At 38.9% G+C, this 13,420-nt stretch carries 10 protein-coding genes and 1 pseudogene; 7 read left to right on the top strand and 4 right to left on the bottom strand.

Translation table 11 applies throughout. The annotated features are described in order from the left end of the window. Positions 1 to 2: 2 nt before the first annotated feature. The 4 genes and pseudogenes from KIH88_RS01270 to KIH88_RS01285 all read right to left on the bottom strand — a co-directional run bounded on the left by KIH88_RS01270 (position 3) and on the right by KIH88_RS01285 (position 7,683). A pseudogene (locus KIH88_RS01270) lies at positions 3 to 1,283 on the bottom strand (transposase). 479 nt (positions 1,284 to 1,762) lie between these two features. Beyond that, a complete protein-coding gene (locus KIH88_RS01275; protein ID WP_213988398.1) occupies positions 1,763 to 4,501 on the bottom strand; it encodes a DEAD/DEAH box helicase family protein in 2,739 nt (912 codons plus the stop codon). Further along, positions 4,501 to 6,366, bottom strand: coding sequence for a site-specific DNA-methyltransferase (locus tag KIH88_RS01280; protein WP_213988397.1), 1,866 nt, complete (start codon positions 6,364 to 6,366; stop codon positions 4,501 to 4,503). Before KIH88_RS01280 ends, KIH88_RS01275 begins: the two co-directional genes overlap by 1 nt. A 459-nt stretch (positions 6,367 to 6,825) precedes the next feature. Beyond that, positions 6,826 to 7,683 carry a 5'-nucleotidase, lipoprotein e(P4) family gene (locus KIH88_RS01285; RefSeq protein WP_213988396.1) on the bottom strand — a complete coding sequence of 286 codons (858 nt, stop codon included), beginning with the start codon at positions 7,681 to 7,683 and terminating at the stop codon, positions 6,826 to 6,828. Positions 7,684 to 8,050: 367 nt separating this feature from the next. Here KIH88_RS01285 and KIH88_RS01290 point away from each other — a divergent pair, with 367 nt between their 5' ends. From KIH88_RS01290 to KIH88_RS01320, 7 genes are read left to right on the top strand one after another with little or no spacing between them, the layout of a single operon-like run. After that, on the top strand, positions 8,051 to 9,055 hold the full coding sequence (locus KIH88_RS01290) for a uroporphyrinogen decarboxylase family protein (protein ID WP_213988395.1): 1,005 nt from the start codon (positions 8,051 to 8,053) through the stop codon (positions 9,053 to 9,055). 11 nt (positions 9,056 to 9,066) lie between these two features. Then, positions 9,067 to 9,270, top strand: a complete 204-nt coding sequence (locus tag KIH88_RS01295) for a hypothetical protein (protein ID WP_000837737.1) — start codon at positions 9,067 to 9,069, stop codon at positions 9,268 to 9,270. 2 nt (positions 9,271 to 9,272) lie between these two features. Then, on the top strand, positions 9,273 to 10,271 hold the full coding sequence (locus KIH88_RS01300) for a uroporphyrinogen decarboxylase family protein (RefSeq protein ID WP_213988394.1): 999 nt from the start codon (positions 9,273 to 9,275) through the stop codon (positions 10,269 to 10,271). 11 nt (positions 10,272 to 10,282) lie between these two features. After that, positions 10,283 to 11,161: a transporter substrate-binding domain-containing protein gene (locus KIH88_RS01305; protein WP_000037011.1), complete on the top strand. Its 879-nt coding sequence runs from the start codon at positions 10,283 to 10,285 to the stop codon at positions 11,159 to 11,161. A gap of 32 nt (positions 11,162 to 11,193) precedes the next feature. Continuing rightward, positions 11,194 to 11,886, top strand: a complete 693-nt coding sequence (locus tag KIH88_RS01310) for an amino acid ABC transporter permease (RefSeq protein WP_000255460.1) — start codon at positions 11,194 to 11,196, stop codon at positions 11,884 to 11,886. A 3-nt stretch (positions 11,887 to 11,889) separates the two neighbouring features. Further along, positions 11,890 to 12,612, top strand: coding sequence for an amino acid ABC transporter permease (locus KIH88_RS01315; RefSeq protein WP_213988393.1), 723 nt, complete (start codon positions 11,890 to 11,892; stop codon positions 12,610 to 12,612). 9 nt (positions 12,613 to 12,621) lie between these two features. Beyond that, on the top strand, positions 12,622 to 13,386 hold the full coding sequence (locus KIH88_RS01320; protein WP_000942251.1) for an amino acid ABC transporter ATP-binding protein: 765 nt from the start codon (positions 12,622 to 12,624) through the stop codon (positions 13,384 to 13,386). Positions 13,387 to 13,420: the final 34 nt, after the last annotated feature.

Raw genomic sequence — 13,420 nt, forward strand, 5'->3', positions numbered from 1 at the left:
TCTTATTTTTTAAGGTTCTTTGTCAACTGTAGTGGGTAGATGAAAAGCGAACATCTAGAGAGGACCAGTTTGGTTCTCTCTTTTTGTATGTTCAGAGTGATGAAAACTCGCTTTTTTAAGTTTTCAAAGTTCCTGAAACCAAAGGCATTTCGTTTGATAAGTTTGATGAGATTATTAGTTGCTTCCAACTTTGCGTTGGAATAGGGTAGTTGAAGGGCGTTGACAATCTTTTCTTTATCCTTGAGGAAGGTTTTAAAGACAGTCTGAAAAAGAGGATGAACCTGCCTTAGATTGTCCTCAATGAGTCCAAAAAATTTGTCAGAGTACTTGTTCTGAAAGTGAAAAAGTAAGAGCTGATTAGAGCTTATAGTGGTGTTTTAATTCTTCTGAATAGCTTAACAGCTTGTCTAGAATTTCTTTATTGGTTAAGTGCAACCGAAAAGTAGGGCGATAGAATCACTTATCGCTGAGTTTACGGCTATCCTGTTGAATGAGCTTCCAATAACGCTTGATGGCCTTGTGTTCATGGGATTTTCGCTCAAATTGATTCATGATTTGGACACATACACGACTCATATCATAGCACGGCTGAGATGTTGTACAATATGGAAGCGGTCGAGTACTATTTTTGCATTAGGGAGTGCAACAGTCTGGGAGACTGTTTCAGCCTGAGCCTAGAAATTAGAAAGCGAAGCTGTTTAGCCAATTTGTAGTAGGGGCTAAACATATCCATAGTAATGACTTTGACCTGTTTTCTAACCTGTCTAGGATAGCGTAGGAAGTGATTTCGGATGGTTGCTTGTGTCCTTCCGTCAAGGATGGCGATGACATTTAGGGAATTGGAATCTTGAGCTATAAAGCTCATTTTCCTATTCTTAAAAGCATACTCATCCCAGGACATGACATCTGGGAGCAATATGTGTCATTGCTTGGTTCTCGATAAGTAATTGGGCAATTTTCTGGTTAACTGCGACAGAGATTTGGTGGTTCTTCTTGACAAGAGGAGTTTCGGCGACAGCCATTTTCTCGCATTCTTTACACTTGAACCAGCGTTTTCGAAGACGGATAAGCAGTAGGAAACCAGCTGTTTCTACGTAGGGAATCTTAGAGGTTTTCTGGAAGTCGTATTTAGCCATTTCTCCCTTGCAGGAAGGACATTTAGGAGGTATGTAATCCAAGTAGCCATGGAGTTCTAAGTGAGTTCCTAGGCCATATTCATCAGTGATAACGATATTTTGGTCTTTCATTCTGAGTAAGTTTGTGATAAGATTTAGTTGTTCCATATAACTCTTTCTAATGATGGTTTGGTCGCTTTTCATTATAGATTATATGGGACCTTTTTTCTACAACAAAAGAGGCTCTATAATATCCATAGGGAATTTACCCACTACAAATATTATAGATCCAAAAAGTCTAGTCAGTCTAGGCTTTTTGGCTTTCTCTTGGTATCCTTGAGTAAGGAGCCGCTGTATTAATGACTAAGTTATTTATCCTGAAAGGAAATAAAGTATTATTGCTATGCTAGGCTGGATCAGTCCCAAACTCAGAGGGAATCAAAAGAACAGAAAGAACGATTTTTGATAGTGCAGATAGAACTTCCATTCAGATGAAAGACTATGACAGCTACACACCGATTAATGGGGACTACAGTTGGTACAAGGGATAGAGCATACTTTCTAGGGAATATATACCAGTTTATACCAACTACAAGATAAAATAGCAAAAAAGGCGATTATCCAAGCGGAAATCGTCTTTTTGATACTTAGAATAAGTCCAGCCTAATATTTCCACCAAAATGTGGTTTTTCAAGAGCTATCTGTGCTAATTGATTGAGTGTTTGTTTACTATTTTCTTGATTATAGAATTTAAGTCCTTTGATGATAACTCCATCAATTTCATCTTCGAAAATCAAGTCTTCTTGATGGTCGTTGATATATGAAAGAAGTTCCTCCTTCCATCTATCTTTTTCTGCCAATTGTTCACCTTTGGGTTCAATGAAGATTTGAAGATAGTAATCCTTATTTTGAAGAAGTAGGATAAAGTCTGGTTGAAATCCTGAAAAATTGATTTCCCGTGGATTCTCTTCAAATTGGTGCAATTTCAATCGTTCAACTTTATCTGTCCCCTTTAGCATGTTTTCGTCCATTCGAATGAGGAAAACATCACCGTATTGTTCTCTTAGTTCATCAATATGATTGGCGATAGCATTAACTAAATTTTCTTCATTTCTATTGATTATAGCAGATTGGTAAGCAAAAAAGTCAAATTTTTCAAAACTAATATTAGCTACTTTTTGTTCGATGAAGGAGCCACTCTGTTTAGCTGTATCATAATTAGGTATTCGTTTGCGATAATCAACGAGATATTCTGTAATTGGATATCCGATAAAGCGGTTCGTACCTCTTGCTTTGCGATAGCCTGCCTTTATTTGGGCAGCCAGTAGGTTAAAAAAGTTATCAACAATTTTCAGCTTTTCCATAGCGGAAAAATCTTTTACAATGGTTTCTTTTTCTGTTGTGACAGAGAGTGTAAGATTTTGCAAATCTAGCCAATTTTCTCTCCAAAAATCTTCCATAGACTTGAGATTTGGAAGATATCTTTTCAGATTTTCAAATCGGAAAAAGTTAGAGCGGTTAATTGATTTTTTAAAATAACGAATATCAATTCCCCTCAATGGGGACGTTTTTAACTCTATTGCTTCAGCTGAAAGGTAAGCTGTTTCATAGGTGGATTTAAAATAGGTTACATTGGCTAGCTTAGAAATTTCAATACCATATGCACGTAAATTCACATAGAGACTGTCAGGAATTTCCTCAGTTTCATTATAGTAAAGCTTACCTGTTTTAAAGATTTGGGTTTTCTTGAAAGAGGGTTTCAGTTTGATTTCAATTGGAGGATTTTTTTCATCAGTCCCAGTCGCAAGATTCATCTTATCAAGTGATGCCATCAAATTCTTGATGTATTGCGGTTCATTAAGGGTATGGTAGTGTAGTGTTTCCAACAAAAGACTTGCTGTTTCATCTGATTCATCAAATCGTCTTTGGTAAGAAATCTTTTGATTTAAGGAGAAAGGATTGTATCGCGCCCCACGTCCGATCAACTGAGCCTCGGAATTGGTTGATTTAGCATCTCTTTTATCATTCATTTTTCCCAAGTTGCTAATACGAACGATATCGTAAAGATTGAGGACATCCCAACCTTCTGTTAATTTTGCTACGGCAAAGACTACACGGTACAGATTATTGGGCGATTCAAGCGAATTGAGGGCTTGGTACTGTCCTGTTTCTAGCAACCCTTTTGAGCCACTATCTGAATCATTTGCATTTAGAATTCTAGCTGGTGAAAAACCACGCTTAATTTCTCGAACAACAGTTGAAAGATCATCCTTTTCGAGATAATACTGATAAGCTAGCTGTAGGGTATGGCTTTGCTCCTCTGATACACTTTTCAATTGTGAAATAAGGAACGACCTTAAACTTTCCACGGTCAGACTATCAATCATCTCATTGAATAGATTATTTGCTTCATAGGAAGCATCGATTTTATGCGATTTGAAAAGAATGACTGGTTTTATCTCAATCCCAAATTTTTCTAGAGCAAACTTGCGACGATATTCACTCAGAAGAACGGTACTAAGCATATTATCTTCATTGGAATTCCCCGTCTGAATGCGTCTTACATTTTTTGAATATCGCTCTTTGATGTATGAATCCAAGGTATAACGGTAAATAATCTTATCTCGATATTTTTGATAAATGGTCTCATCGTCAAAATCAAGTGTTGCGGTAAATTCTAGCAAGAGATTATCAGCATGTGCGTGAAGAAGAGAAAGTAGGCATTTTTCCCATGAGACTTTTTCCAATTCTGCTTTATTTTTCTTTTTCGTAGAAGCAGAATAGTGATGGGCTTCATCCGCCAGAATAACCATTTTTGTCTTCTGGTAATCTGTTAATGACATGATATTTTCTGCCTGTGTGAAGAGGTCATTTGTCAATGTTTGAATTGAAACAAACTTAATATTAATTACATTTTTATTAGGAAAATCTGGAAATCTTCCTGAAATCTGGGTGATAAAGATATGTTCCCCATCAATTTCTAAGTTGGAATTGAAAAGAAACTTAGTAGATTGAGCATTCGTTAGATTATCAATGGTCTTACTCAGAACACCATTTGTATTCACTGTAAACAGAAAATTTTGATACCCTTTTTCTTTATAGAGATAGAGGATTAAGCTAGCCATCAAATCAGTCTTTCCCGAACCAGTTGCCATATTGAACATGAGTTGTCTTGGCTTTCGAAACGTAAAAGTATCTGATGCTTGAGTGTAGTGAAAATAGCGAATAGCTTCACTCTGATAAGAACGTGGTTCATGCTTGAGATTTTCTACAATATACTGTGGTAATTCCCAACCATGCTGTTCGTTCAAAATATCCATATCCAGCTGTTTCAATTCATCGAAGAGTTCAAAGATCAGTTCTTTTTTCTTTGCTTTTCTAACCATCATTTCTCCCCATAAAAACTCTTATTAAAATCATAATCTGATTGGGATAATTGCGATTTAATGGTTTCATCATCAATTTCGGAGTAGTTGTGATAGAGCTGGTTTTTGTCAATAATCTTCACAAGAATTTTTTTCTGCATTTCAAAATCTTCATCCCAGATAGATTGGTCAACTTCTTGTAAATCCACTCTGAAATCAAAATCAAGTGTGGCTTTCATGTCGTCAAAGATAGCCTTTAATTCATCAGAATGTTTAGAGTTAAGAACAGCATCAATAAAGGTCGCATTTTTGTCCATTAACTCAGCATAAATGAATGAACCACCGCCAGACCAAGCAACATCTTGAGAAATGCCACCTTGTTCTCCATTGATAACTTTCTTTAATCTCTCGACAGCTACGGTTTCAATATAATCCATTTGTTCAATACCGATGTACTGACGATTCATCTTGTGAGCTACTGCTGCAGTAGTTCCCGAACCCATAAAGAAGTCAAGGACAATATCTCCTTCTTCACTACTAATTTTCATCAAATTATAAATAAGTCTTTCAGGTTTTGGAAAATCAAATAACCTATCACCCCTAAATAACTCTCTAATCTCCTCAGCTCCACGTTGATTCGTACCAAATGAGTTATCCCAAAAATCATTTGGTATTTGACCCTCCGAATCTTGTAAATATAGTTTACCATATGGTTGTTCTTGCCCACCTCGTGTCCAATATATCTTTCCTAAATTATCTAACCGTTCTATTTCTTCTTTCTCTTTCATCCAGGGGCCATAAAGTTTTTTTCCTGTAGGAGTTGTTAGTTCATAATTATATTTACCCCTAGTCTTATGCAATAAAATTTGTCGTCTGAAATAACCGTTCTCATCTGAATAACGATATTCTTTTCTAGCTTTGTCGGTTAGTGGTAACTTATTTAATTTCCCACTCGATTTCTTATAAATAAGTATATAATCTGTTACTTTTGCAAATTCTCCAATATTTGCTTGATTATCAGATTTTCTCCACGAAATCGTACCAATATATTTATCCTCTTCAAATATATTATCTGCTAATAATTTTAATTGAGCACATCCTTCTTCTCCAACTATAATTATGCATAATCCTTCATCAGATAGCAGCTCCTTGGCAACATCTAATCTATTTTTCATAAAAACTAACCAAGTAGATAATTTAAAATTTGAATTATAATTAAATGCATCACTACTCTTAGTTTTTTTAAAATAGTAAGGTGGATCAACAATTATACTTTTAATTTTTCCACTAAATCGTTTTTTCAAACTGTGGAGTGCTAACAGGTTGTTTCCCTTGATAATCAGGTTATTCGTATCCTTGATTTCTGATACAGGAGAAGAGCCATTTTTGTCATATTTCTTAGCATTTTTTAAAATCTTTTTATCTAGAAGGACATCAATCTCTTCTCTAGCAACTATCTCATTTAAAAAGGATTCTTCAGCATCTTCCCTTGAAACATCATCTTTAGTCATACCAGCTTTTAAGATACCATCTTTGTAGGGGAAATTTAGGACAACATCTGTTGTTTCATCTAGATAGCGATTATCTGCTGCTAATCCGATTTTGTTAGTGTAACGTGTGTAAGAGTTTGACCAATATTCATCAACTTCAAGCATTTGAATGATATCATTGATTTTCAAAATTGTCGCACCAGCAATATCCTCGGTAAATGCTTCATTTAGAATTGTATTTGTCAAAATCTTTTCAACCAACTCGGGTCTATAATTATCTAAATCGGTTATAATAGCGTCTTTTTTTAATAGTCCCTCAGCTACATACTGTTCATCAAAGCTTTCTACCACCTCTCGTAGGGCTTGTTGAATCGCTGTTTCGAATGCCTGACTCATACAAGTCCCTCACTTTCATACACAACAGAAAAGACCTTCTCACAAAAATGTGAAAAAGTCTGTTTTAGGGCTTGACAAAAAATACGCTTGATTACATAATCAGCGTGAGCTGTGAGCTGTGAGCTGTGAGCTGTGAGCTGTGAGCTGTGAGCTGTGAGCTGTGAGCTGTGAGCTGTGAGCTGTGATTGCTTTCATACCAATCATTCCTTTACTTTTTGATAGTTCTATTATATCAAAATTTCTAAATTTTGCATATTTGCTTTCCCTGACGGACAGTCATGTATAAACCACTTAGAAAATATGATTTATGGCTACACCTATACTAAATGAAGTACATTTTGAATTGGAGAAGTCTGTCCTTATTAAAAGACGATTTCCGCTTGGAAATCGTCTTTTTTCGCTATTCTCGCAAATACGATATCTTGTGGTTGGTGTAAACTGGTAGATAGCTCCCTTATTTTATTTATCAAAACCTTGTAAGTTTTTTTGACGCTCTTCAGTTTGACCCTTGGCATCCAATTTATTACCATTGTAAACAGTGCTTTCCCATGATCCGTACATTGGGTTAGGGAAAATGATGAATTTCTCACCAAACTCTTTTTGTAATTCCTCTAATTTTTGGTCGCGCTCAGTTTCAGAGGTCTTTGAAAACTCTGCAAAGTCCACAAGATTGTCTCCTAGTAGCATGACTAAGTTGGTTTTTTCTTGGACTGCTTGTCTACGACCTTCTTTAGATTTGACGCCTTTTTCTAAGAACATGAGATGATCGCGGCTTTGTACAGGAATTCCTTCGTTTTCTAGGTTTTTGATCGTATCATCTACCTGATCTATCGTGCGGTCAGATACATAGTAAATTTGGACACCGTTTTGGTCTGCAAATTGGAGAAAATCTTTAGCACCTGGTACAGCCTTGGCTGCGGCTTTTTTTACCCAGACATCCCAGTTTTCTGGGGTAAATGCTGTTCCATCTTTGACATTTTGCGCTTGATAAGGGCTATTGTCTAATACGGTTTCGTCTAAGTCCAAAACGATAGAGTAGGGTTTATCTGTCTGTGTTTTTAGTAGTTCTTTCAAACGATTAGTAGCGACATTGTAACCTTGTAGATAGAGTGCCTTGGTTTCAGCTGCTTTTTGATACCAAAGAGTTGACATAGTATTTTCTCTTGAACGCAACTGATCATAGGTCATGGTAACCTGATTATCAGATGTACTACTTTGTGCTGTCTGTGAATTTGCCGAATTTGTACCACAGCCAGTCAGTAAAATGACGGAAGTAAGTGTAGAAGCAATTGTAATGGTAACTTTGGATATTTTCATAATCCCATCCTCCTAATAATAGTCTATTAATATTGTAGCGTTTTCATGGGATTTGTGCAAGGAAATACCGAGAGAAAAGAAATTTTTCAGTAGTAATTTGGTATTAGGATAAAATTATGTACTTAATTTGGGAATGAAGATGGATATAAAAAAATTCAATCGGCTTGATAGAAAATCTATATCAGCTTCTTTTTGGAAAATAGATGAAAATAAAGTGAATCTTTGAAAGGCTAGTAACATCAAGCTTTTTAGGGATTTTTTTCTTTATAGATATAAAAATTTCCAATCGAGTTGATAGTCAATATATATTGGGAAAAGGGGAAAAGGAGTGGTAAGATGGTTTCAATCCAAATGGAAGGAGAAAGGTATGGCAAGTAAAAGAGAGCTAGTCTTTAGAGCGATTCGAGGCGATGAAGTGGAAAGAGTTCCTGTGGGATTTTGGTTTCATTTTGTAACACTCGAAGAAAAGGGGCAGGGATTAAATAATCCACGTATCTTTCAAAAAAGTGTTGATGGGCATCACAATTATGTGGAAAGGATTCGTCCTGATTTTGTCAAAATTATGAGCGACGGTTTTTTCCTTTATCCAAGTAATGTCTATCGTCCTAAGATTGCAAGCATTCAGGAGCTGACTTCTATTGAGTCGATTGGTGAGGAACACCCATGGATTCAGCAACAGGTGGAAGTGGTACAAGCGATTCGAGAGACCTTTACCGAAGAGATTGCTTCTTTCTACAATATCTTTTCGCCTATCTCCTACCTCAAGCGTTGGTTCCGTACAGAAACTTCTCGAGGAGATAGGGAAGTGGCTGACCTATTGCTTGAAAATCCTGAGCAACTCAGATCTATTCTAGATGTGATTGCAAGAGATATTGCTATCCTAACTCAGAAAATCATCCAGCAAGGTGGAGTTGATGGGATTTACCTCAGCACCCAGGAAATTCAAGATGAGCGCATCACACCAGAACTCTACCAAACCTATATAGAACCGAGCAATATAGCGATTTTGGAGGCAGCCAATCAGGTTGGTGGGACCAATATCCTCCATATCTGTGGTTTTGAAGGTGCGAGCAATGATGTGACGATATTTAAGGACTATCCAGCTCAAGTGGTCAACTGGGCGACCCACCATGAGGATGTTAGTTTGACACAGGGGCAAGAGTTGTTTCCAGGCAAGGCCGTTTTAGGTGGATTTGAAAACGGCAAGAAAAGCTTGCTTTATCAAGGTTCCAAGGCGGAATTGCAAGATGAAACAAGACGGTTGCTGGCTGAAGCTGGTAATAAAGGCGTTCTTCTGGGAGCTGACTGTACTGTTCCAGATGACTTTGACTTAGAGAGGTTGGACTGGATTCGGCAGGCAGCTGTTCTCTAAAAGGAGGAGCTATGAAAAGTAAAAGATGGGGAATCTTCATTGCAGTTGTCGGTTTGCTGGCTTTGGTTGCCATAAGCGTCGTAAAAAATGGGCACTGCAAAAATGGAGAGAGATGTCGTGGAGTTCAGGATTTTTCCAAGTCCAGTCTTCCCTTTCTACGCTCGAATGATATCGCAAGCAGTTTATTAGTTGAAAAAGTAAGAAATGGAGAATAAGAATGTCAGAAAAAAAAGAATGGGTTTTAAAAGCATTTAGAGGTGAAAAGGTTGATCGTGTGCCAGTTGGTTTTTGGCACCATTTCACATCCGAAGACGAATGGCTACACGGATTTTCAAATCCAGTCATTATCGAGAAGAATATTGAGGGCCATAAGCGCTTTATCCGAGAAGTTCAGCCGGACTTTATCAAGTTAATGAGTGATGGCTACTTTGCTTATCCAAATCCAGCGATTGCCAAAGGAAAATCACTTCAAGAATTGGCAACCATTCAACCACTCGGACCAGAGCACGCTTGGATAAAAGAGCAGGTGGACTTGGTTCAGAAAATCAAGCAAGAGTTTACAGAAGATATCGTTGCGATTTACAATATTTTTGCTCCTGTGACCTATCTCAAGTGGCTACTGGGGGAAGTATCTGGTGGGGATGACCTCATTGCGGACTTTCTGGTGGAAGACCCTGAAGCCCTCAAGAAGGTGTTGGATGTGATTGCAGAGGATATTGCGAGTCTCAGCCGAGCTGTTATCGAAGAGGCTGGTGCTGATGGAATCTACCTCAGCGTGCAGAGTATCCAAGATCAACGAGTGTCGGCAGCAGAGTATCAAGCCGTCATTGCACCTAGCGAGATAACGGTTCTGGAAGCAGCTAGTGCTGTTGGTGGTGTCACGGTTCTTCATATCTGTGGCTACGAGGGAGCACGAAATGATATTCACCTTTTTGCAGACTATCCAGCCCAAGTCTTTAACTGGGCTGTAGGACCAGAGGGAATCACTCTCAAGGAAGGTCGTGAGATTTTCAAGGGACATACGGTTCTTGGAGGATTTGAAAATGGTAAGACAGGCTTGCTGTATACTGGTAGCAAGGATGCCATTCAGGCTGAAGCAAAGAAACTAGTTGCAGAAGCTGGGGAACAGGGCTTGGTACTTGGGGCAGATTGTACCATTCCAAGTGATATCGCAGTTGAACGTATCCAGTGGGTGAGAGAAGCGCTTGAAAACTAAAGGAGAAAAAGATGAGTAAAAAAGCATGGATTATCGGTGGTGTAGCAGTGGTTGTAGTAATTGGGGCAACGATTATCGGGAGAAGTTTAGCTGGTGCTCCAGCCAAGGATGGAGAAACGGCTTCGTCTGCTGAAGTTATAACCTTGAAGGTTGCCCATACACAAAACTATGTACCTTATGACTTTGTCAATGAAAAAGGGGAATCAGATGGTTATGAGGTAGCTGTTTTGAAGGCTGTTGATGAGAAGTTGGCAAACTATCAATTTGAATATACGGGTACCAGTGATGATGACCTCTTGATTGGTCTGGAATCAGGTAAGTATGACATCGGAACCAAGGGAGCTTGGTACACAGATGAACGAGCTAAAAAGTTTGTCATTCCATCTGAACCAGTCGGAGCGAGCATCATCGGATTTACTGTCAGAAAAGAAGATGAACAGAAATACAAAACCATTGATGACTTTGCTAAGAATAAAGGGAAATTGGTTCCCATCTCTCCACAGAATGCTCAATGGAATGTCATCACCAGCTACAATGAAAAACATCAGGATGCACCGATTGAGCTAACAGCAGCTGAATCCTTTAAAGTGGCAGATGCCTATGCCTGGGTCTTGGAAGGACGTTATGACGCCTTCTTTGATATCAAACTGTCCTTTGAAAAAGCAGTTACCGCAGAAGATGGCCCTTACCACCAATATGCGGATAAACTCAGCTGGTTCCCATACAAGGGCATTCCAACTTATCCCTTGATTCACCGTGATGAAAAGGGTGAGAAATTCGCTAAAGAATATGAAAAAGCAATCAAAGAGTTGAAGGAAGATGGAACGCTTGCTAAGTTATCTCAGCAATACTTTAAAGAAGATGTCTTTAGTTATGTAGACAAAGACTAGACCAGAAATTCCAAGACTAGAAAGGGTTTTGCATGGTTTCTTATGATTTTTCCAAGGTCTTTCAGTTTTTGCCAACATTATGGCAGGCACTTCCTATGACCTTGTCCATTCTCTTTTTTACCACTCTTCTTGGGTCCCTTTTTGGAGGTCTCTTGGCATGGGCACAAGTAGGAGAAGACAAGAGTTTTGCAGCGATTTCCAAAGGCTATATCTTTACCCTACGTTGTACACCGCCGATTGTCTTGCTTTTTCTAGTCTTTTATGGCTTGCCAGAATTTCTGAAATGGTGGCTTGGTTTGGATATCAACAACTGGTCTAAAACTATTTTTGTTCTCCTGACGATGATTCTCTTGTTTGCGGCTATTGTTGCCGAGGTTTTCAAGGCGGCCTATCAAGCTATTCCAAAGGGGCAGACAGAGGCCGGGCTTAGTATTGGTTTGACTCCAAGTCAGACTTTTTGGAGAATCATTTTTCCCCAAGCTTTTCAAGTTGCTCTTCCCAATATAACGACCGCTATACTCAATCTCATGCGAGATGCTGCCTTGGCCTATACGATTGGTTTCGTTGATGTTATGGGGGCGGGGAATCTCTTGATCAGTCGCAATTTAGGGAACTACTCGCTGGAAACCTATACGGCAGTTGCGCTTCTTTACTGGGGGATTGCCCTGGTTATTTCTAGCTTGAGCCGTTTGCTTGAGAAGTCTTTGGAAACAAAAGGGAGGTAAGAAATGGATATAGACTATATTTTAAAGACCTTTCTGGAGACCTTGAAGGGTGTGCCAATCACCTTGATTATCATGATTGTGGCTATGGTCTTAAGCTTTTTACCGGCTCTATTTTTAGCCTTGGGTCAGATCTATAAGGTTCGAGGTGTGAGGAGTTTTTCTCTGGTCTATCTGGCCTTTATCCGAGCGACTCCTCCGATTTTATTGATTCTCTTCTTTTATAGTTTGTTTCCAAGTTTGCTGAATCAATTTCTCAAAAGCATAGGAAGTGACTTTGATATTTTCAAGCTTGATTCTCTCTATTATGCCTTTATCATTTATAGTTTGATGACAGTTGGGAGTTTATCGGAGATTTTGCGTTCAGCTATCTTGACGGTGGACAAGGGACAACTAGAGGCAGCGCATGCGATTGGGCTGACTACAACCCAGGCCTATCTAAGGATTGTTTTTCCTCAAGCCTTGCGCTCAGCCTTGCCTAACTTAGCCAATCTGGTGATCAATATCGTCAAAGGGACCTCCCTGGTCTTTGTTATGACCATCAAGGATATCACCGCTATTGCTCGTGTAGAAGCGTCCTACGGTTACCAGTATTTTGAGTCTTATTTTGTGATCTTTTTGCAGTATATTTTGATCTGTGGTTTGATTCAATGGGGCTTCTCCCTACTGGAGAAAGGCTATGTGAAAAAAGAAGAGAGAGCAAAAACATCTAGCGCGCGTTTCGTATAGGAGGACAGGATGTTACAAGTAGAACATATCGCAAAAACATTTGGTGAGAGGCAGGTCTTGGAGGATGTCAATCTCCAGGTCAACCAAGGGGATGTCGTCGTTATTTTAGGACCATCAGGTTCGGGGAAAACGACCTTTCTCCGTTGTCTCAACCACTTAGAAAAAGCTGACAGTGGCCGTTTGACCTTGGCAGGAAAAACTTATGACTTAGCCAAATTAAGCAAGAAAGACATTCTAGAAATTCGCCAAAAAACAGCCTTTGTTTTTCAACACTACAATCTTTTTGCAAATAAAACTGCTCTGGAAAATATTCTAGAAGGTCTAATCGTCGCTCGTAAAGTTCCCAAGGAAGAAGCGCTCAAACGTGCAGAATCTGCCTTGGAAAAAGTTGGTTTACTGGCCTACAAAGACTACTACCCTTCTCAGCTATCTGGAGGGCAACAACAACGAATAGGAATTGCGCGTGCTATTGCCGTCAAACCCGAGGTCATTTTGCTAGATGAACCAACATCAGCACTAGACCCTGAGTTGGTTGGAGATGTTTTGGATGTTCTGAAACAGTTGGCGGGAGAAGGTGTGACCATGGTGGTCGTCACGCATGAGATGGGATTTGCTAGAGATGTCGCTAACCACGTTATTTTCATGGATGGAGGCCGTATCGTAGAGGAGAACAATCCCCACGATTTCTTTAGTCGTCCACAAGAAGAACGAACCAAGCAGTTCCTGGCTCGTATCTTATCAGACGCTAGCTATAGTGTAGAATATATGATTTGATAGCTAAGTGTATCATAAAAACAACACCCCATGA

This window comes from Streptococcus oralis, from assembly GCF_018448765.2.
Lineage (GTDB): Bacteria > Bacillota > Bacilli > Lactobacillales > Streptococcaceae > Streptococcus > Streptococcus oralis_BM.